The organism is Flagellimonas marinaquae (assembly GCF_023716465.1).
GTDB classification, from domain to species: domain Bacteria; phylum Bacteroidota; class Bacteroidia; order Flavobacteriales; family Flavobacteriaceae; genus Flagellimonas; species Flagellimonas alginolytica.
Genome location: NZ_CP092415.1, coordinates 2,583,591 through 2,604,856, shown reverse-complemented (window position 1 = coordinate 2,604,856; position 21,266 = coordinate 2,583,591). Strand labels below are relative to the sequence as shown.

Below are 21,266 nucleotides of genomic sequence, written 5' to 3'. Positions count from 1 at the left end.
CCATCAATGGAACAGCTTTTGACAATCAATAGAAAAAACATTTCATGAGTTTTATTAATTCCGTACTAAAGGTTTTTGTTGGAGACAAATCGGAGAAGGATGTAAAATCTTTACAACCCTTGGTAAAAGAGATAAAATCCTTTGAGCAACAGCTAGAAGGCCTATCGCATGACGAACTTAGACAAAAAACAGTATCCTTTAAGGCCAAAATCGCCGAAGACTGTAAAGAAATAAACGATAAAATTGCCGAACTACAGGCAGAAGTGGAAAATTCTTCCGATATAGACCGTAACGAGGAAATCTATGCCGAAATAGACAAACTGAACGAGGAAGCCTACAAAATTTCCGAAAAAACGTTGAACGAGATACTTCCCGAAGCCTTTGCCGTAGTTAAGGAAACAGCTAAACGTTTTGCTGCCAACAAAACCATAACCGTTACTGCCAGCGAGTTTGACAGAGCATTATCCGGCGATAAGGATTATGTTTCCTTGGAAGGGGACAAGGCCGTTTGGCAAAATTCATGGGATGCCGCAGGAAAAGAGGTAACCTGGGATATGGTACATTACGATGTACAGCTAATAGGCGGTATTGCGCTACATCAAGGTAAAATTGCCGAGATGCAAACCGGTGAAGGTAAAACATTGGTCGCCACTCTCCCACTCTACTTAAATGCACTTGCAGGAAAAGGAGCGCATTTGGTAACGGTGAACGATTATCTTGCCAAAAGGGACAGTACTTGGATGGCACCTATTTTTGAGTTCCATGGCCTATCCGTAGATTGTATAGACAAGCACACGCCCAATTCCGACGGACGTAGAGCGGCTTACAACGCAGATATCACTTACGGAACAAATAACGAGTTTGGGTTTGATTACCTCCGCGACAATATGGCCCACACTCCAGATGATCTGGTACAGCGACCACACCATTACGCCATTGTGGATGAGGTAGATTCGGTATTGATAGATGATGCCCGTACCCCTTTGATCATTTCAGGACCCGTTCCCGAAGGCGATCGCCACGAGTTCAACGAACTAAAACCACAAGTAGCCAATATTGTACAACAACAGCGACAGCACCTTACCGGAGTACTGGCCGAGGCCAAAAAATTGATCAAGGAAGGAAACACCAAAGAAGGAGGGTTCCTTTTGCTTCGGGTACATCGTGGACTACCAAAAAATAAGGCCCTTATTAAGTTTTTGAGTGAAGAAGGAGTAAAACAGCTGCTTCAGAAAACCGAAAACTTTTACATGCAGGACAACAATAGGGAAATGCCAAAAGTGGATGAGGACCTATTGTTTGTAATCGATGAAAAAAACAACCAGATCGAGTTGACCGATAAAGGAGTGGAATCCATTTCCACCGATCAGGACAAAGAGTTTTTTGTGATGCCAGATATTGGCAGTGAAATAGCAAAAATCGAAAACCAAGGGCTGGAAATCGAAAAAGAAGCTGAGCTCAAAGAAGAACTTTTCAAGGATTTTGCCGTAAAAAGCGAACGTATCCATACCATGACCCAGTTGTTGAAAGCCTATACCCTATTCGAAAAAGATGTGGAGTATGTGGTAATGAACAATAAGGTAATGATCGTGGACGAGCAAACGGGCCGTATTATGGACGGGCGTAGATACTCGGACGGACTCCACCAAGCCATCGAGGCCAAGGAGAACGTAAAAATCGAGGCCATGACCCAGACTTTTGCCACCATTACCCTCCAGAACTACTTTAGAATGTACAACAAGCTTTCTGGTATGACAGGTACAGCGGTGACGGAAGCAGGAGAATTTTGGGAAATCTATGAGTTGGATGTAATGGAAATTCCCACCAACAGACCCATTGCCCGAGACGATAGGCACGATTTGATCTATAAGACCAAGCGAGAAAAATATAACGCCATTATAGAAGAGGTTACAAAACTATCTCAAGCAGGACGACCTGTATTGATCGGTACCACCTCTGTAGAAATATCCGAATTACTGTCCAAATTATTGAGTGTTCGTAAAGTGCCCCACAATGTGCTGAACGCAAAACTCCATAAAAAAGAAGCCGATATCGTGGCAGAAGCCGGTAAAGGTGGCGTGGTAACGATAGCAACCAATATGGCCGGTAGGGGTACGGATATTAAATTATCTCCAGAAGTAAAAGAGGCCGGAGGTTTGGCGATCATCGGTACAGAACGCCACGATTCCAGACGTGTGGACCGACAGTTAAGAGGTCGTTCCGGTCGCCAAGGAGACCCGGGAAGTTCACAGTTCTACGTGTCTTTGGAAGACAATTTAATGCGATTGTTCGGATCGGACCGTGTGGCCAAAATGATGGACCGTATGGGCTTGGAAGACGGAGAAGTGATTCAGCACTCCATGATGACCAAATCCATTGAGCGTGCCCAGAAAAAAGTGGAGGAGAACAACTTTGGTATCCGTAAACGTTTGTTGGAGTATGATGATGTAATGAACGCCCAACGTGAGGTCATCTACAAGAGAAGAAGGCACGCATTGGAAGGTGAGCGCTTAAAAGTGGATATCGCCAATATGATCTACGATACCTGTGAAGCTATCGCCGAGACCAACAAAATGGCGGATGACTACAAAAACTTTGAGTTCGAGCTCATCAAATATTTCTCCATTACCTCGCCTATCAATGAAGAGGAATTCAAGAAAATGAGCTTTCAGCAAATTGCCACTAAAGTCAACGATGAGGCCTATAAGTACTACAAAGAAAAAATGGAACGTAGCGCCACGGTCGCCTTCCAGGTCATCAAAAAAGTATATGAAGATGAGGCCAACAAATTTGAACGTATTGTAGTTCCCTTTACGGATGGAATCAAATCCTTGAACGTTGTTACCAATTTGGAAAAGGCTTACAATACCGATGGAAAACAGTTGATCACGGATTTTGAGAAGAACATCACATTGGCCATCATCGACGATTCGTGGAAAACGCATTTGCGTAAAATGGACGAATTAAAACAGTCCGTACAATTGGCGGTTCACGAGCAAAAAGACCCCTTGTTGATCTATAAGTTCGAAGCATTTGAACTTTTCAAGGAAATGATGGACAAGGTGAACAAAGAAGTCATCTCGTTCCTCTTCAAAGGCGAATTGCCTTCCGAAAACACCAATCAAATCCAGGAAGCTCGAACAGTTCGCAGGCCCAAAGAAAAACTTCAAACAACAAAAGAAGAGATTCCTAACAGCGATGAGCTTGCAGCACAGAACAGGGCCGCAGGCCAAACACAAGGTCAAAGACCGCAAATAACCGAGACCATTGTGCGGGAAAAACCAAAAATTGGGCGAAACGAAAGGGTCACCATTAAAAACGTGATGTCCGGTGAAAGCAAAACAGTGAAATTCAAACAGGCTGAACCCCTGATAGATAAAGGAGAATGGGTACTGGTCAACGACTAAAAAACCCGTCTAAAAAACCACAAAGTGGCAGTTAATATAGCTGCCACTTTTTTTATATAAAAAACATAATTAGATTTACAGCAATAAACACCCCATTAAGCTACCTTTTTGCAAGCATATTCAACTTTAGGCAATAGAGGGACATTCACGCACAGCATATGAGAATTCCTAATAAGGATACATACAGGTTACAAGATAAGATTGATTTGATACTAAAGGTAAATTACAACTCATCCTTCTTTGCTGCCGTTTTTGGCTTGGTCTGCTATTTCTTTTTGGATATAGATGGAGTTATCACCTATACCTTTATAGGTTATGCCGCAATCAACTTAACAAACACACTTTTATACCGGCAGCATAAAAATTTGGTGCTGACCTATAATTTTACATCTATCCTCTCCATGATCGGTGCCATTGTGATCACCATGTACAGTGGAGGGATTCAAAGCCCATTTATTTTTGTTCTCGCCATTATCGTTTTTGCAGGATATGTAACCACTAAGGTATTCGGCCAGTTATATCTAATAATCAATCTGGCCGTGCTCACTTTGCTCTTTCTCTATGATACCGGTGATTTCAGAATTTCGGAAAATACCGTTCCAATGCAGTCAAGGAGCTGGTTCGCCTATTTAAGTGCCGTTTTTGCAGTATATCTTTTGGGAGGTGTCTTTGGCAAGAATTTACTCAGGGCCCACCATCGCCTGTACAAATCCAGAAACGAAATTCAAGACCGTATTGCAGAAAAGGAGACTTTGTTAAAAGAAGTGCACCACCGGGTAAAAAACAATCTTCAAACGGTTTCCAGTCTGTTGAGCCTACAGTCCAGGGCAATCGACGATGACAAGATCAGTAATATCATCAAAAGCAGTCAAAATCGTGTGGTATCCATGGCCATGGTACACGAGATGCTGTACAAGCGAGACGATTATCTTTCAAAAATAGAATTAAAACCATACGTACAAGAACTTTGTGATTATCTGGTACGTTCGGTAAAGGGAAGCGGTACCGATGTAAAGGTAGATTTAGATATTAAAAACTATAAATTAAGTATCGATACCATAATCCCCCTTGGACTTATAATCAACGAAACCATTACCAATGCCTTAAAATATGGTATTGCAGGGGTCCAGAATGGGGAAATCCACGTATCTGTGGACAAAATTGGCGATAACCGTTATAAAATGTACTTAGGGGACAATGGTATTGGATATTCCGAGGAAATCAATCCAAAAACTTCCAATTCACTCGGTTTAAAACTGATTTACAATTTGGCCCGGCAGCTTAGAGGGTCAATTACCAGGGATTACGCAAAACAGGGAACACATTACTCCATTGAGTTTGAAGAAGTAATCGAGCAGTTCAACTCGGTAGATCACTAGGGTATTTATATAAAAAGGTCGGTAAAACCGACCTCTTCATTATTTTTCGTCTCTAAAGTTTCTCATTCTAAGATTTCCTTTGTCTAAAGGAGAATGCTATGGTCGCCAGAACAAACGCAACACCAAAAATCAAAATAAAAGGAATTATAAATGCAAACATGGTGATTAGGCCAATTTAGACTTGTTTCTTTTTGTTTTAAAAGAAAGTTCTTTTTTGATACGTGAGTTCTTAAACTTGTACAATCTTACCATTTGTCTATCCTTTCTGATGCTATTGTTGATTTCTATGTTCAACTCAACACCTTCAGTGATAACATCCACTTTAGTTTCTTTGGAAATGTTCTGGGCAGATGCCATAGTTCCGAAAAAAGCGATTGCGATGATGGTGAAAATTGTCTTCATAGTTCCGATTGTTTTACGATGTAAAATTACTTTCGCAAACAAGCTTAACTGGATTTCCATCGGTCAATGACGTTTTTCCTTCGGTGAATATTTTTTTTTCAGATAAAGTGCATTTTATCCTCGACAACGGTTTTTAAGGTCAAAAACAACATACCGAACGCATGTGCATTTCATCGATGATTTCGCTTTTAGCTCCATTGCAACTTACTGAGGACCAATAAGTTATTTGTAGGAAAAAGATTATATTTTTAGTATAGTGCGTAAGAAATAACAACATCGTTTTGTAATCCTGAACTTATCTACAAACTACCCAACTGTGAAGTAAATTAAAGCGATTAACATTTTTTAACGCCCTTTTCAGTAATAGTTCCTATCTTATTACAACTAAACAAGAAACTAAAATGAACATTGTGAAAACTACATTTCTGACCCTGTTAATTTTGGCTTCCTTAAGTTGCCAATCCAAAACCAAATCCGATAATCAGGAAATTGCACAAAAAGAACAAATCACGCATTCAGTAAAAACAAGTTTAAGTGCCGACCAACTTAAAAATTATGAGACGGCCTACTTTGCAAGTGGGTGCTTTTGGTGCGTTGAAGCTATTTTTGAAAGTGTAAAGGGTGTTAAAGAAGTGTATTCCGGGTATTCGGGCGGGACGGAGAAAAACCCGACCTACGAGCAAGTTTCTTATGGTAGAACCTCCCATGCCGAGGCCGTGGAAATATACTACGACCCAAAAATAATATCGTTTACCCAACTGGTACAGGTGTTTTTTGGTTCTCACGACCCAACCACCCTAAACCGACAGGGACCCGACCGTGGCGCACAATACCGTTCCATTGCTTTTTATAAAAACGAAAAGGAGAAGAAAATCATCAAAGATTACATTGGTGCATTGGAGGCCGAAAATGTTTATGGCGAACGCACCATTGTGACCGAAGTAAAGGTTTTTGATAAATTCTACAGAGCGGAAGAATACCATCAGGATTATGAGAGGCGTAATCCGAACAACAGTTATATCCGTAATGTTTCGGTTCCCAGATTGAACCGTTTCAAGGAAAACTTTCAGTCTTACTTAAAGGAAGATGCTCATTAAGCGATGGGTGGGATAGTTGGCCGGCCAATGCAGAAGAAAATAAATATGATTGAGACTGCCTTGTTGGTATAGGTGATTCTATTTAATGGTAATACAACAAAAATCAATCCTTGAGAACCACCTCGCTGAATTTAGAGTTGATTTTGATGGTCTTGCCATCTTGCTTATGGATATTATAGCCGGTATGTAAATTTCCACCGTACTTTTTTGTAGAACTTAATTTTAACGTTTCTGGGTATTTGAACCCAGACGTGTTCTCGTTCACGGTAATAACATAAGCAGTTTGGGGCAGTTTACAATCCAGTTCACCATTTTCCATAGAGATATCCACTGAATTAAAACTATCGGCTATTCCATCTATTTGCAATAAGCCAAAGGTATTGGTAACCATGGCCTTACTGGCCAATCTACCGATCACCACATTGGACGAAACGGATTTGAGCTTTAGTTCGTTCACCTCTTTTAGATTAACCTTTTCCGAATAGTCGGTACTTAAGCTACCGTAGTTCCAGTTTTTAACCGTTACCGGGGAATATGATACCCGTATGTCGGTGTTTGCCCCATCTATTGTGGAGGCCAGCAAGCTTGCGTAAGACAAGCTTGCATTGATGTTTTTGGCATTCTCCGCCAATTTTACCTCCCCGTGGCGTACATTCATGTTCAGTTTAATGTACTTGGGCATTTTAATGATTATTCGTTTTTTGACTTTGTACTCTTTATGTTTTCCATCGGAAGAGAAGTAGAACACATTTGGGCTTCCATGTATGGTTCGGGCTTCCTCTCTGAGTTGTTTTCTCAGCTCCGCCTGTTCTGCCCGTAACTCTTCCCGCTGCGCACGCATTTCCTCGCGTTGTTCGCGCAATCTTTCGTGCATCTCTTCTCGAACTTTTTCGCGTTCTTCCCTCATCTTCTCCCGCTCTTCACGTAGTTCCTCTCTTTGGGCATCGCGTTCCTCCGCCATTTTTTCCATCTCTTTGCCCCATTCCTCAAAACGCTCTTTATATTCCTTATCGAATGTTTTATCGAACTCCTTTTTCCATTCCTTCATATACTTATCCCCGTCTTTCTTAAAAGCATCGTAATCAAATTCGATGGGCGGCAGGGGAGGCAAGGGCGGCATAGAGGGTATCATTGCAATTTCTGGGATAATAATTTCCGGGATTTCCACATGCTCAATGATCTCAGCTACCGAGGGAATATCGGGAATATCTATATTTACTGTCCTAAAATCAAATGCATAGGGGCTAGCTCCTTGGGTACTGATCTCAATTTCCTGGCTGTTCCCCATAATTTTTACCCGATCTTTATCAAAATATGACTGTGCTTCGTCATCTGCCACACCTTCCAATTCGATTACGGCGGTAATTTCGACCTGATCTTTGCTCCAAGTCTCAAATTCAATATCGGCGTAACTGGTACTAATATTGATTTCGGTATCCTTGTTTACATTAAAGGTTTCCTTGTAGGTTTTGGAATTTTCTTGCGCATGGCAGGAGAACCCGACCATGGCAAGAAGGAATCCACTAAACAATATTTGATGATTCCTGTTCATTTTTTGATGATTTTAATTGATTCAACTTTGATTTTAATTTTTGCAGCAACTGCAGCCTTAGTTGTAAATTATTGATCAAGGCGCTTATAGTTTGATCATTGGGTCCCAATTGGTTCAGCTCCGCGTTCAGTCTTTGGTATTCCGTGTTGAGTTCCGCCAAACGATCCATATAACTCTCCACCAACTCTTTATTTCCTGGGTCATCGGCCAAATCGGCCAATTGCAAATTAATATTGGTTGTGTAATAGGTCTCGATTTTTTTAAGATCCGGCGATAAATCCCCCAGTGAGATACCTTGCCTTTCTTTGTCAGCATTCTCTCGATCCACAACCGTTACCTTTTCTACAGGATCAACCGGTGTATCATTAAAATAAAATAAAGCCAATCCCAAGATTATTACAACAGATGCCGCAATCTGCATCCAAAGGGAGATAACCTTTTTCTTGGGTGGAACCTGGGGCAGTTCCTCTTCCAGCTTCGCAAAAAATCGGTCTTCATGCCCTTGCTTCATTTGGAAGTGTCTCCGCTCCCTCTCTTTTTCGAACATTTTTCTAAGATCACGTGCCATAAGCCATATCTTTTAATTTTTCCTTTAATTGTGCCTTTCCCCTGAGCAATCGGGTTCTGGATGCCGTTTCGGTAATTGCCAATATTTTCGATATCTCCGAATGGTCGTACCCTTCTACCAAAAACAACTGGACAACATATTTATATTTGGATGGCAGTTCCTCGATGGCCTGATTTACCTGTTCCATGGAAATACCTTCTTCTACAGACCAATCATCTTCCTCTGCCACTTGCAGATAACTTTCGTTCAGCTCCACCGTTCGCTGGTGTTTCGATTTTAAATAATCGATACTTCCGTTCACCACAATTCTCTTTAACCAGGCCCCAAAAGTGACATCTCCCTTAAATTGACCAATTCGTTGAAAAGCTTTTATGAACGAATCCTGCAGCACATCTTCAGCATCGTCCGTGTTCTTAAGAAAGCGCATGGCCACGCAGAACATGCCATCGCAATACTGACGGTACAGTTGCATCTGTGCATTGCGGTCGTTGGCCTTGCACTTTTCAACGAGCTCAATATGGAGCGTACTCGGTTCTATGTTTGGTTTTTTAGTTGTTACTGTAATAAGGACGATGCAAAAATTGCAACGTTGCAAATTAGGGTGTTTTTGATTTAATTTTAACAAAAAAGCCCCGTCGATTATCATCAACAGGGCTCATAATTAAAAAGTTACTTAATTTATTCGTCCATCAATAAATTTAAGTGAACGGTAATATTATCTCTTGTGGCCTTGCTGTACGGGCACATTTCGTGAGCTTCATTAATAATGGTCTCCCCCATTTCCTTATCCACAGTGGGCAAATAGGTGTCCAAAGTAACCTCAAGAAAAAAACCTTCTTCCTCTTTGTTCAATGCTACGATAGCAGTTACACTAAAATCGCCCAAATCTTCCACTTTATGCATTTTTGCAACGGCCTCTACAGCTCCGGCATAACATGTGGAGTAAGCCGCGGCAAACAGTTCTTCGGGATTTGTGGATTTAGGATCAGGTTTACCATTGGAATTGGGCATACTGATATCAAAATCCAAAACGCCGTCCTCACTCGTTACATGTCCTGCTCTTCCCCCTGTATTGGTGGCCTTGGCCTCAAAAATAGTCTTCATCTTTTAAAATGTTTATAGGTTCGTAAAAAACCGGCACCGGTTCGGTGCTCGATCATTTTACGAATAAGGTACCAAATTGTAGGCGTAAGTCCGATTAATTGGATATTAAATTTTTGTGAAATGGGTAAACCAAAAAGTAATCGCTATTCCTTTTGTGAGTTCACTTAAACCCGCAAAATCTTTATAAATTCGTACAAACATTAGAAACGTACTCTTGGCAGACGATAATAAGACACCCGTGGACACTATTTCCAGAATTAAGGCGCTCAGAAAACAAGAACTTTCTGCCGATGTCTTGGCCCAAGGTATTTTTAATGGAAACAAGGCCATGCTTGCCAAGGCCATAACGCTGTTGGAAAGCACAAGACCAGCGCATTTTGAAAAAGCCAATACCGTAATTGAAAAATGCTTGGCCCGACCTACGAACAGCATTCGTTTAGGAATCACAGGGGTTCCCGGAGTGGGCAAAAGCTCCTTTATCGAATCTTTGGGAACAACCTTGACCGAACAGGGCAACAAAGTAGCCGTTCTCGCCGTAGACCCTACGAGCTCATTGAGCAAAGGAAGTATTTTGGGGGACAAAACCCGAATGGAAACTTTGGCCAAAGATTCGAATGCTTTTATCCGCCCATCACCATCCGGAACATCCTTGGGCGGTGTTGCGCAAAAGACCCGAGAAAGTATTATTCTTTGTGAAGCCGCTGGCTACAATGTTATTTTGGTAGAAACCGTTGGTGTTGGACAAAGCGAAATTGCCGTTCACAGTATGGTCGATTTTTTCCTTTTATTGAAATTATCTGGTGCTGGCGACGAGCTACAGGGTATAAAACGGGGCATTATGGAAATGGCCGATGCCATTGCCATCAACAAAGCGGATGGCAGCAATTTGGAACATGCCAAGCTGGCCATGACAGAGTTTTCCAGAGCCTTACATCTTTACCCTCCAAAAGCCAATGGGTGGACACCCAAAGTAATGAAGTGTTCCGCAATGGAGAAAACAGGAATTGAAGAAATCTGGGAAATGGTGCAGCGATTTGTAGAGCACAATAGGAAAAATGGCTTTTTTGAAAAGAATCGACAACTCCAAAACAAAAACTGGTTCCTTCAGACCGTGGACGAATACATTAAACAATTTTTCCATCAAAAAGAAACCTTTAAAAAAGAACAGGCCAAGTTCTTGATAGAAATCGAAGAGAACAAAATATCACCGTTCTACGCTGCAAAACTCCTATTGGACAAGATTACCGAGGAACTTTAAATAAAAGCAATAAATTTGCACAGATTTTATACTGAATGAACACCGTCACCGATTCCCTTTTATCCATAGTGGTTCCTTTGTACAACGAGGAGGACAATGTGGTTCTTTTGACCGAAAAAATCAATGAAAGCCTTGATGGGTATAACTATCAAATCATTTATGTAGATGATTTTTCTACGGATAAAACCCGTCAGAAGGTCAAGGAAATGAATGATAAAAAGGTTCATTTGATCGAGTTGAAAAAGAACTATGGCCAAAGTTTGGCCCTTGCCGCCGGAATTGATTATGCCGAGGGCGAATACATCATTACCATGGATGGTGATCTGCAAAACGATCCATCCGACATTCCACAAATGTTATCGTTTGCCATAACCGAAGAATACGATGTGGTAACGGGAATCCGTCAGAAAAGAAAAGATTCGTTGGTTAAAAAAATACCTTCTAAGATTGCCAACTTTTTGGTACGGAGAGTGACTAAATTGGATATTAAAGATAACGGCTGTGCGCTCAAGGTTTTCACCAAGGATATTGCAAAAAGTTTGAATTTATACGGTGAAATGCACCGTTTTATCACGCTTTTAGCCCACTTGGAAGGTGCACAGATCAAACAGGTGCCTGTAAAGCATCATGCAAGGCACGCCGGGGTTTCCAAATATGGTTTGGAGCGTGTTTTTAAAGTTGTGGCCGATATGATGCTGCTACTTTTCATTAGAAAATACTTCCAACGCCCCATTCACCTTTTCGGAATCTTCGGGGTTTTGTTGGTCATCCTCGGGATTTTTATCAATATTTATCTATTGATCGTTAAACTAGGGTTTGATCAAGATATTGGAACCAGACCCTTACTTATTTTTGGAATGATGTTCATTGTTGGGGGAATTCAACTGTTTACCATTGGCATTGTAATGGAGCTCTTGATCCGTACCTACTACGAATCGCAACAGAAAAGACCATATCGCATCAAAAAAATAAGTATAGGTGACGGAAAAGCTGCGTAAAAAGCTAATTACTGCCCTAAAAATTATTGTTAGTGCGGTACTGATTTACTTTATTTTCACCAAAATAGAGTTGAAGGATGTAGTCCAGACCTTAAAAAAAAGCGAGCCTCTTTATTTATTCTTGGCCTTGTTGTTTTTTGTGCTTTCGAAAATAATTTCAGCCTTTAGAACCAACTTGTATTTCCATCAGATGGGTGCAAAAGTGTCTCAATTAAGCAACCTAAAGCTGTATCTGCTGGGCATGTTCTACAACCTCTTTTTACCGGGAGGTATTGGTGGCGATGCTTACAAAGGCTACGTAATTCAAAAAGTGTATCAACCTGGCACCAAAAAAGTAGTGTCCAGTTTATTGCTGGACCGTTTAAGCGGGATGCTGTTACTTTTTATTTATGCCTGCGTGCTTGCTTTGCTTTCCAAAAATGAGTTTTTCCAAAGTTTTTTCTGGTTGATTGTAGCTGCCATTCCGTTGAGTGTTGTGGCATTTTGGTTTGTAAACAAGATATTTTTCACCTCTACCCTGCCCGTATTTTGGAAATCCGTTAGCTTTTCCGCTCTGGTTCAATTGGCACAGTTGGTCTGCGTTCTTTTTGTTTTGAAATCTTTGTCCGTTGATATGGACTTCATTGAATACCTATTTGTTTTCTTAGTATCTTCCATCGTTTCCGTAATTCCATTAACGATTGGGGGAATTGGAAGTAGAGAGGTTACTTTTTTATATGGAGCAAAATGGCTGGGACTGGATGAGAGCACTTCCATTGGCATCAGTTTCACCTTCTTTTTGATTACGGCACTCACCTCCCTTTTTGGTGTAATCTACCACTTTAAAAAGCCACAGCTGGAATCTGTGGACTAATTTAGAAGCACCAAGTGCATTTTATTCAACTTTTCTTTGCGCGATTCGGGATTCAAAAACTTGATCTGTAATCTGGTAATACGAAATTGGTCCACAGTTATTTCATTATCCCAAGCAATTCCGTTTTTTTTCAATAGTTCCAGTTCTTTATCGGTAGCATATACCCAAATATCCTTCATGTTCTTCAAATCTGAAGTGGAAACAATATTGACAGGATTTTGATTATAAAAATCCAAAGCCCAGGTATGTCTTTCGTTAATTTTATAAATGTCATCCACGGGAATATTCCTCTCCTTTACCTGCTGTGCCATATTAGAACCTCCTTGGTATTCGAGTAATTTTGGATAGAAATGGGCATTCATAAAACCATTCAATAAAACTGAGCTAAAAATGGCAACGGTAACAATCTTGGCGTAGACAACTTCCCTTTTTTGAACAAAATAAACCACCATACCTAGTGCCAGCAACAAGAATGCATAGCCATACCAATGTTCCAATTGGAAAACAGTAAAACTTATCAATAAGGTAAAGACAACTACCAATCCCAATATAAAATATTGGATTCCGAGTATCACCTTTGCCATCTTCAATTTTTCCTGCTGATGTAAAACATACAGGAAACCCGCAGATAAAATTGCATATAAAGGCATTAACACATTCATGTAATGCGGCAATTTAAATTGCGCAAAGCTAATGAGCAGGAACAAAATTGAAATTCCACCCACGGTCAAAAATTCCATATTGGTTTTGTAGGAGAACTTGATTTCCCAAAAGGCTTTCACTTTTATCCAATAACCAACCAAAGCAAGGACCGTCCAAGGCAAGAACACCCACAAAAAGGTGTGGAAAAAAAAGAAAAAGTCGCTACTGTTCTTCCCAACGCCCTCGCCACTCATCCGCTCAAAACTTTGTTCCCAAAAAATAAAGAAGATACCGCTGCGGTTATCCTTACCACGAATTACTTTCTCGGGGTGCAAATCAAATTGATGATAATAGGCATATAACATCGGGGTTATCGTCAAACCAAAAACAAGAAGGGCCACCAATAACTTCCAATGGAGCAATCGTTCCCACTTTCGGGTATAGGCCAAATGGCAGAGTATAGAAATTCCAATGACCACGAGGGCAATCTGTCCTTTAGTGGAAAAAGCCATACCCGCTCCCAAAGCACCCAAAGCAATACTTTTTAGTGTTCCTTTTTCGATATATGTGGCCAATTGCCAAATGGAGAATATTGTAAATCCAGTTAAAACGGCATCGGTTCGGACATCAATGTTGGCCAAGACGATGGTCTGGGCCGTCATAAAAATCAATGAGGCAAAACGACCCACATCTTTATTGTAGAGCAATTTTCCCAGACCGTAGCAACTATAGGCGCCCAACAAAGTGGATAAAATACCGGGAATGCGATACGCCCAATCGTGAATTCCAAATATCTTAAAGGAAATTGCGGCCAACCAGTAGTGCATATGAGGCTTGTCCAGATACTCCTCGGGGCCTTTAAAAAGGCTTAGAAAGTCGTTTTCCTGCACCATTCGCATGGCCATAACCGCAAACTGGGCCGAATCGTTCTCGAACAAGGTTGCGAACATTCCAATAAAGTACACCAACACGATCAGCGCAATGTAAAACCAGTATCTGGCAGTTGAGATCATACCACTGTTTTTTGGAAAGCAAATATAGCCAACTTGGCCCATAACCATCCAAAGAGCGACCCGACCAAAGCACCGGTCAGCACATCCAACGGATAGTGCACACCAATATAAATGCGGCTATAGGCCACAATGCAGGCCCAAAGCAGTAATACCCAAGCAATGTATTTCACTTTGTTCCTGAACAAAACTGTAAAGAAAATGGCCGGTCCGAACGAGTTGGCGGCATGGGCAGAAAAATACCCGAATTGACCTCCACAATAACTTTTCACCAAGCGCATTACACTACTCACCTCGGGTTCGTGGCATGGTCGCAAACGACCAATACCGTATTTAAAAAAGTTGGACAATTGGTCGGTACAGGTAATCAACAATGCGATGGACACCAAAATTATCCCGGTTCCTTTCCACCCAAACGTTCGATAGGATAAATAAAGTAATAGAATATAGAGCGGGGCCGAGTTTCTGGTCTTGGTCATAAACATCCAAAAACCATCCCAAGTCTCCGTTCCCAATCCGTTCAGGAACAAAAACAAGTCCTTATCGTATTGCAGCAGTTGTTCGAGCATTACGAGTCGTATCTGGAAACTTCCCTATCGTAAAATGCCGTTGCCGCCTCGACCAGATTTTCAGTTTCATCCATTAGATCGGCCTCATCTTCTTTAGAAAATTCCTCCATCCATTCCACTTCATCATTTTCTAGGTTGATAATAAATCTCGGGTACTCGGTATGGACAATAAAGATGGCCTCGGGATGATCGGTATTATCGGCCAATAAAAATTTAGGTAGTTCCATGTGTTCTTATTTTGATTCCAATCTTGGAATTCGTCTTATTGTGTAATCAATTTCTTGGTCAAAAAGTTAAATCGAAGATACAACATTACCGCCGATGCCGTAAGTCCCGATAAAAGTCCAATCCAAATTCCTGTGCTTTCCAAATCGGTGTGCAATCCCAAATAATAACTGATAGGAAAACCTATCAACCAATACGCAATAAAAGTGATGAGCGTGGGTATCTTCACATCTTGCAAACCGCGCAAGGCTCCCAATACTACTACTTGAAGTCCATCCGAAATCTGAAAAAAAGCAGCAACCAACAGTAATTTGGCAGCAACAATGATCACTTCGGTATTGTCGGCTTGGTTGGCAATATCGCCAACATCCAAATAAATGGTAGGGAACCAATGCCTACCCACCAAGAAAATAGCTGCAAAGACCACTTCCAAAATAAAGGTCAAGAAAAAAATGGATTCTGCGATACGCTTCAAATCTTTATGGTTGCGCAATCCTTTTTGGTTACCGACCCTTACCATTGCAGCAACACTCAGCCCCATTCCCACCATAAACGTCATACTACTCAAGTTCAGGGCAATTTGATTTGCGGCTTGGGCATTCTTACCAAGTACACCGCTCAACCATATGGCAGCGGTAAAAATGGCGACTTCAAAAAACATCTGTAAAGCTGATGGAAACCCTAAACTGATGATTTTACGCATCACTTTTTTCTCGATCTTCTTAAAATTGAATTGGGTCACATAGGATTCAAATTTCTTTTTACGCTTGAGCAAATACCAAATATAGGCAACCATAATCACACGAGATACCAAGGTGCCAACGGCAGCACCGACAATTCCCAATTTTGGAAATCCGAAGGAACCGAAAATAAGCAAATAGTTGAGGGTTATGTTCACCGCATTTGCCAATATTGTGGCATACATGGGATATTTGGTCTGGGAAAGTCCTTCTGAAAATTGTTTAAATGCCTGAAACATGATCAAGGGCACCAAGGAAAAAGCGACCAGATCCAAGTAAGGCAAAGCGAGTTCCACCACTTCCGGAGGCTGTTCCATATGATGGATCAGAGGTTTACAAATCTGTATAAGTCCAAATAGCGATAGTCCTAGTACCGTACAAAGTACCAAACCGTGTTTTAAGGCACTTTTGCCTGCTGCTTGGTCCTTTGCACCATCGGCTTCTGCCACCAATGGCGTAATCGCAGTTGAAAAACCTATGCCAAGCGACATGGCTACAAACACAAAGCTATTTCCCAAAGAAACGGCTGCCAACTCTGCGGTACCCAATTGCCCAACCATAATATTGTCGGCAAAAGCCACAAAGGTATGCCCCAACATCCCCAAAATAACAGGATAGGACAACCTTAGGTTGTAGGCAAACTCTTTAGTATAGTTTTGAAACACTTTGGATAATTAAAAAGGATGGCAAATATAGCCAGATCGGCCATAATTTTTGTCCATCTTTGACTTAGATTATGGATAATTTTCAAAGCTGTTTGGCCTCTTCCCAAAACACATCCATTTCGGCCAAGGTCATATCGCTCATGGTCTTCCCCAACTCTTTGGCTTTTTGTTCCAAATATTGAAAGCGTTTGATGAATTTTTTATTGGTCCGCTCCAACGCATTTTCTGGATTAATTTTCAAGAAACGGGCATAGTTCACCATGGAAAACAGCACATCGCCAAACTCGGACTCCATTTTATCCGCATTATGGGCCTCCACTTCTTCTTGAAGTTCCCCCAGTTCTTCTTTCAACTTTTCAAAAACCTGTTCCGGATGTTCCCAATCAAACCCAACTCCTGCTACCTTATCTTGGATTCGGTTGGCCTTGACTAAGGATGGTAGACCATTGGGCACTCCCTCTAGCACACTCTTTTTGCCTTCTTTTAGTTTGATATTTTCCCAATTTTGCTTTACCTCCTCTTCATTTTCAACCTTCACATCGCCATAAATGTGGGGGTGCCTATTGATGAGTTTCTCACAAATTCCGTTGGCAACATCGGCAATATCAAAATCCTGCGTCTCCGAACCTATTTTGGCATAAAAAACAATGTGCAATAAAATATCTCCCAGTTCTTTTTTGACTTCTTCAAGGTCATTGTCCAAAATGGCATCGCCCAACTCATAGGTTTCTTCGATCGTTAAATGACGAAGTGTTTGCATAGTCTGCTTTTTATCCCATGGACATTGTTCGCGCAGTTCGTCCATAATAGTCAATAAGCGATCTAAAGCTGCCAATTGTTCCGATCTTGTGTTCATGGTATTGGATTTTAACCAAAAATACGAAGTCCAGTTGGTTGAAATTTCATCCTAAAAATTTACTTATGAAAAGTGTCCCTCTATTTTTCAACAAAGAGGACTTACGGAAAAATATCACTATATTCAACGACATTTTTGGGCTAAATACAGTAGAATGAAACAACTATTTATTGCGTTGCTCATACTTCCGTTGACGATGTTGGGGCAAACCGATAATCCTTTTAAAAATGAAGTAAAATCCGTTCAGCAAAAAAACGATTCTCTTTGGGATTCATCTAAACCTACCATTATTTTTACAGGCAGTTCCAGTATTCGTTTATGGAAAGATCTACAAGAACGTTTTCCCGAGCATCAAGTCCTAAATACTGGTTTTGGGGGTTCTCAATTTTCGGACCTCGAACTTTATTTGGATGAACTCATTTTAAACTACGATCCTGTAAAAGTCTTTATCTACGAAGGTGACAACGATATTTTTGAAAGAAAAAGTCCTAGAAAAGTTATAAAAAAAGCAGAGGGCATTCTCCGAACACTCCGGCAAGAAAAACCAAATATGGAGATTGTACTCATTTCTGCAAAGCCAAGTATTTCTCGATGGAAGTTTAGGGGAAAATACCGTCGTTTAAATCGTAAACTCAACAAATTGGCCGCAGAAAACAGTGGAATTGATTTTGTTGATGTTTGGCACCCCATGTTGGACAAAAAAAAGGTGAAACAGGACATTTTTATTGAAGACGGGCTTCACATGAACTCCAAGGGCTACGACATCTGGTACAATGCCATAAAAGATTACATAGACTAAAACAATAAAAGTGATTTATAGATCCATTCTACTGTTCGTTTCCGTGCTCTGTGCAGCAGCATGCCAAACCGAAAAAAAAGAAATTAATTTCCCTAAAACAGATTTAGCGGGTGTTCCCTTAATCCCAAAGCCCATAAAAACCATTTCTACGGGATATGCTTTTGGCCTAGATGCTGGAACAGCTATTTTTACATCCAACTCCGATGCGGGATTCGAAAAGGTAGGAAAGTTTCTTTCCGAGCAGATAAAGTCCAAAACCGGTTTACATATTGGCGTAAATTCAGCTACCGAAGGAACATTGGAGCGCTTGATCTACATCAATCAATCGGATAGTGTGGAATTAAAGGGACCAGAGGCTTATCAGATTTACATTAAAAAGGATTCCATTTTATTGAACGCCAAAACTGCAGCCGGAGCGTTCAGGGGCGTACAAACATTGCGTCAGTTAATTCCTGAAAAAAGTAATGACACATTAACGGATCACCCAATCTGGGTAATTCCATCGGGAAAGATCATCGACGCTCCCAGATTCGAATATCGTGGTTCCATGTTGGATGTGGCCCGGCACTTTTTTACCGTAAAAGAAGTCAAAAAATATATCGACGCCCTTGCATACTACAAATTCAACACCCTGCACCTGCACCTAACAGATGACCAAGGTTGGCGCATTGAAATTAAATCTTGGCCCAAGCTAACCAAAATCGGTGGCGCCAGCGAGGTCGGCGGTGGAGAAGGTGGTTTTTACACTCAAGAACAGTTTAAGGATATTGTAGCCTATGCTGCGGAAAGACATATTACCATTATTCCGGAAATTGATATGCCCGGACACACCAACGCCGCATCCCTAAGCTACCCCTTTTTACATGCCCCAGATGCCGAAACTCCACGCATTAGAACGGACATGAGAGTAGGTTACAGCTCTTTTGATACAAAAAAAGATACCGTATATAGCTTTTTGGATGATGTAATCGGTGAAATTACCGCCATGACTCCCGGTCCATATTTTCACATTGGCGGAGATGAGAGCCATGCCACCAAAAAAAGTGACTATATCCGCTTTGTGGAAAAAGTGCAAAAAATTGTTCGGAAACACAACAAAAGAATGGTCGGTTGGAACGAAATAGTACAAGCAGAACTTGATTCCAGTTCAGTGATTCATTTTTGGAACAAACCTGAATATGCCCTAAAAGCCATTGAAAATGGCTCAAAGGTTATTATGTCGCCAGCAAAAAAAGCCTATTTGGATATGAAGTATGATTCCATATCTGAATATGGACTGAATTGGGCAGGCCTCATTCCGGTTGATATTGCCTACAAATGGGACCCTGGGACTTATGTAGAAAATCTTCCTGAAGAGAATATTCTTGGCATCGAAGCCCCCCTATGGTCCGAAACCATAAGCAATAGTGAAGAGCTGGAATATTTGGCCTTTCCGAGACTTATTGGATATGCGGAATTGGGATGGTCTCCAAGCGAACATCTTGATTGGGATGACTACAAAGAGCGTTTGGCCGCACAGGTTCCCTATCTGGAAGCCATGCAGATCAATTATTACCCAACTAAATTGGTGAACTGGAAAAAGGAATAGTTGTTATTCTTCGTCTTGTGAAGCAGAAACAGTAGGTTCATCTGAATCCTCTTCTTCTTTGACAAAATCGGTGATATTATTGTCAAGAAGGATGTTGTACCACTGTATGATCTTTTTGATGTCACTGGCGTAGACACGATCTTCATCATAATTGGGCAGTACCTCGAAGAAATACTCTTCCAACTCGATTTTGTCCGCCTTATGGCTGATCGATGTTTTGTTGCCTCCTTCTTTCTCTTTGATTTTTTGGAACACTTCCCTCAACGGAAGCTCTTCCTCGAGGGTGTAAATGGCTATTTCGGACAACACGCTTACATTGCTTCTTAATCCAACGGTTACACGTTTGCCATCCAATAGGGATTCGCCAACAAAGCCACCACGGGTTTGGGTCAATAATTTGTAAAGTCCTGGTTTACCTCCAATAGATAAAATCTTGTCTAATGCCATTCAAATAGTAATTTATGGGCGCAAAAATATGTTTTTATCGCAAATAGTGATTTTTTTAACGTGCTTTTTTGATATTGGGAAACCGCATTCGGTAGTCAACGTTTATTTTCCCTTTGGATATTTTGTCCAATCTGTTTTTTAAAAGTCGCTTTTTTAGGGTCGATAGTTTGTCCGTAAACAGAATGCCTTCGATATGGTCGTATTCGTGCTGAATAACTCTGGCCAAAAGCCCATCAAACGTTTCCGTACGTGATTTAAAATCTTCGTCCAAATAGGTTATGGTCACTTCTGGTTTTCGCTTTACATCTTCCCGAACGTCGGGAATGCTCAAGCAACCTTCGTTAAAGTCCCATTCCTTGCCGTTCTCTTCCTCGATCTTGGCATTGATAAAGACTTTTTTGAAACCATTTAGTTTCTCCTGTTCTTCTTTGCTCAAATCCTCATCATCGGAAAAAGGGGTGGTATCTACCATAAAAATTCGAATTGGAAGTCCCACTTGTGGAGCTGCCAATCCAACACCATGTGCATTGTACATGGTCTCCCACATGTTGGCGATCAATTCTTCCAACTTTGGATAATCGGATGCAATATCCTTCGCTTTTTTTCGTAAAACGGGGTCTCCGTAGGCTACTATAGGTAAAATCATAAATTAAAATCTGTTTAAATAGGCCTGCAAAATCAATGTGGCGCTTATTTCATCGACCAAGGCCTTATCCCTTCTTTTCTTCTTTTTCATACCACTGTCCAACATGGACTGGAATGCCATTTTAGAAGTAAACCTTTCATCTTGGCGTTCAACGGGCATAGCTGGAAACTTGGCCGACAACTGCTTTAGGAAGTCTTGGATGAGAGCTTCGGACTCGGAGGCCGTATTGTCCATTTGTTTGGGCAATCCCACCACAAAACGTTCCACCGATTCCTTTTTTATATAGTCTTCCAAAAACTTTAACAGGTCCTTGGTGTCAACGGTGGTCAATCCAGAGGCAATCAACTGAAGCTCATCGGTGACCGCAATTCCCGTACGCACTTTTCCAAAATCCAATGCCAAAACTCTTGCCAAAACAACTTTTTGGCAAAAATAACCTTAAATATGTTATAGCCTTAAAA

At 41.1% G+C, this 21,266-nt stretch carries 21 protein-coding genes; 8 read left to right on the top strand and 13 right to left on the bottom strand.

Features of this window, described 5'->3' with window-relative positions; all coding sequences use genetic code 11:
• The first annotated feature begins 44 nt into the window (after window positions 1–44).
• Window positions 45–3,407 carry a preprotein translocase subunit SecA gene (gene secA / locus MJO53_RS11685; RefSeq protein WP_252079199.1) on the top strand — a complete coding sequence of 1,121 codons (3,363 nt, stop codon included), beginning with the start codon at window positions 45–47 and terminating at the stop codon, window positions 3,405–3,407.
• A 158-nt stretch (window positions 3,408–3,565) separates the two neighbouring features.
• Window positions 3,566–4,786, top strand: a complete 1,221-nt coding sequence (locus tag MJO53_RS11680) for a sensor histidine kinase (RefSeq protein WP_252079198.1) — start codon at window positions 3,566–3,568, stop codon at window positions 4,784–4,786.
• Window positions 4,787–4,951: 165 nt separating this feature from the next.
• Here the strand turns inward: MJO53_RS11680 and MJO53_RS11675 are convergent, their stop codons facing one another.
• A complete protein-coding gene (locus tag MJO53_RS11675; protein WP_224835152.1) occupies window positions 4,952–5,188 on the bottom strand; it encodes a hypothetical protein in 237 nt (78 codons plus the stop codon).
• Between the two features lie 401 nt (window positions 5,189–5,589).
• Between MJO53_RS11675 and msrA the strand changes: the two genes are divergently transcribed.
• A complete protein-coding gene (msrA, locus tag MJO53_RS11670) occupies window positions 5,590–6,285 on the top strand; it encodes a peptide-methionine (S)-S-oxide reductase MsrA (RefSeq protein WP_224835153.1) in 696 nt (231 codons plus the stop codon).
• Between the two features lie 103 nt (window positions 6,286–6,388).
• Here the strand turns inward: msrA and MJO53_RS11665 are convergent, their stop codons facing one another.
• The 4 genes from MJO53_RS11665 to MJO53_RS11650 form a co-directional block, all read right to left on the bottom strand.
• Window positions 6,389–7,837 carry a hypothetical protein gene (locus tag MJO53_RS11665; protein WP_252079197.1) on the bottom strand — a complete coding sequence of 483 codons (1,449 nt, stop codon included), beginning with the start codon at window positions 7,835–7,837 and terminating at the stop codon, window positions 6,389–6,391.
• Window positions 7,809–8,405 (bottom strand): hypothetical protein, encoded by a 597-nt coding sequence (locus MJO53_RS11660; RefSeq protein WP_252079196.1) that lies wholly within the window; start codon window positions 8,403–8,405, stop codon window positions 7,809–7,811. The genes MJO53_RS11665 and MJO53_RS11660 overlap by 29 nt, the downstream gene beginning before the upstream one ends.
• Entirely contained in the window at window positions 8,395–8,877 is a 483-nt protein-coding gene (locus tag MJO53_RS11655; protein ID WP_224835649.1) for an RNA polymerase sigma factor, read from the bottom strand. The genes MJO53_RS11660 and MJO53_RS11655 overlap by 11 nt, the downstream gene beginning before the upstream one ends.
• Window positions 8,878–9,083: 206 nt before the next feature.
• Entirely contained in the window at window positions 9,084–9,509 is a 426-nt protein-coding gene (locus MJO53_RS11650) for an Ohr family peroxiredoxin (protein ID WP_224835156.1), read from the bottom strand.
• A 214-nt stretch (window positions 9,510–9,723) separates the two neighbouring features.
• Here MJO53_RS11650 and meaB point away from each other — a divergent pair, with 214 nt between their 5' ends.
• From meaB to MJO53_RS11635, 3 genes are read left to right on the top strand one after another with little or no spacing between them, the layout of a single operon-like run.
• Window positions 9,724–10,767: a methylmalonyl Co-A mutase-associated GTPase MeaB gene (gene meaB, locus MJO53_RS11645; RefSeq protein WP_252079195.1), complete on the top strand. Its 1,044-nt coding sequence runs from the start codon at window positions 9,724–9,726 to the stop codon at window positions 10,765–10,767.
• Between the two features lie 35 nt (window positions 10,768–10,802).
• A complete protein-coding gene (locus MJO53_RS11640; protein WP_252079194.1) occupies window positions 10,803–11,765 on the top strand; it encodes a glycosyltransferase family 2 protein in 963 nt (320 codons plus the stop codon).
• The gene (locus MJO53_RS11635; protein WP_252079193.1) at window positions 11,746–12,618 is read left to right on the top strand and encodes a lysylphosphatidylglycerol synthase transmembrane domain-containing protein; all 873 of its coding nucleotides are present in this window, start codon (window positions 11,746–11,748) and stop codon (window positions 12,616–12,618) included. The genes MJO53_RS11640 and MJO53_RS11635 overlap by 20 nt, the downstream gene beginning before the upstream one ends.
• Here the strand turns inward: MJO53_RS11635 and MJO53_RS11630 are convergent.
• The 5 genes from MJO53_RS11630 to mazG form a co-directional block, all read right to left on the bottom strand.
• Complete coding sequence (locus MJO53_RS11630) at window positions 12,615–14,273, bottom strand: ArnT family glycosyltransferase (protein ID WP_252079192.1); 1,659 nt, start codon at window positions 14,271–14,273, stop codon at window positions 12,615–12,617. The genes MJO53_RS11635 and MJO53_RS11630 overlap by 4 nt on opposite strands.
• Window positions 14,270–14,839 (bottom strand): phosphatase PAP2 family protein, encoded by a 570-nt coding sequence (locus MJO53_RS11625; protein ID WP_252079191.1) that lies wholly within the window; start codon window positions 14,837–14,839, stop codon window positions 14,270–14,272. Before MJO53_RS11625 ends, MJO53_RS11630 begins: the two co-directional genes overlap by 4 nt.
• Window positions 14,839–15,066 (bottom strand): hypothetical protein, encoded by a 228-nt coding sequence (locus MJO53_RS11620; protein ID WP_224835162.1) that lies wholly within the window; start codon window positions 15,064–15,066, stop codon window positions 14,839–14,841. Before MJO53_RS11620 ends, MJO53_RS11625 begins: the two co-directional genes overlap by 1 nt.
• Before the next feature lie 35 nt (window positions 15,067–15,101).
• A complete protein-coding gene (locus tag MJO53_RS11615) occupies window positions 15,102–16,469 on the bottom strand; it encodes an MATE family efflux transporter (protein ID WP_252079190.1) in 1,368 nt (455 codons plus the stop codon).
• 82 nt (window positions 16,470–16,551) lie between these two features.
• A complete protein-coding gene (mazG, locus tag MJO53_RS11610; RefSeq protein WP_252079189.1) occupies window positions 16,552–17,325 on the bottom strand; it encodes a nucleoside triphosphate pyrophosphohydrolase in 774 nt (257 codons plus the stop codon).
• 154 nt (window positions 17,326–17,479) lie between these two features.
• Between mazG and MJO53_RS11605 the strand changes: the two genes are divergently transcribed.
• Window positions 17,480–18,124 carry a GDSL-type esterase/lipase family protein gene (locus tag MJO53_RS11605; protein WP_252079188.1) on the top strand — a complete coding sequence of 215 codons (645 nt, stop codon included), beginning with the start codon at window positions 17,480–17,482 and terminating at the stop codon, window positions 18,122–18,124.
• Between the two features lie 10 nt (window positions 18,125–18,134).
• Window positions 18,135–19,712, top strand: a complete 1,578-nt coding sequence (locus MJO53_RS11600; protein ID WP_252079187.1) for a beta-N-acetylhexosaminidase — start codon at window positions 18,135–18,137, stop codon at window positions 19,710–19,712.
• A gap of 3 nt (window positions 19,713–19,715) precedes the next feature.
• Here MJO53_RS11600 and MJO53_RS11595 read toward each other — a convergent pair whose 3' ends face one another.
• Genes MJO53_RS11595 through ruvX form a run of 3 tightly spaced genes read right to left on the bottom strand, consistent with a single transcriptional unit; the run spans window position 19,716 to window position 21,219 of the window.
• Complete coding sequence (locus MJO53_RS11595; protein ID WP_252079186.1) at window positions 19,716–20,159, bottom strand: DUF5606 domain-containing protein; 444 nt, start codon at window positions 20,157–20,159, stop codon at window positions 19,716–19,718.
• Between the two features lie 55 nt (window positions 20,160–20,214).
• Complete coding sequence (gene def / locus MJO53_RS11590) at window positions 20,215–20,805, bottom strand: peptide deformylase (RefSeq protein ID WP_224835169.1); 591 nt, start codon at window positions 20,803–20,805, stop codon at window positions 20,215–20,217.
• Between the two features lie 3 nt (window positions 20,806–20,808).
• Window positions 20,809–21,219, bottom strand: coding sequence for a Holliday junction resolvase RuvX (ruvX, locus tag MJO53_RS11585; RefSeq protein ID WP_252079185.1), 411 nt, complete (start codon window positions 21,217–21,219; stop codon window positions 20,809–20,811).
• Window positions 21,220–21,266: the final 47 nt, after the last annotated feature.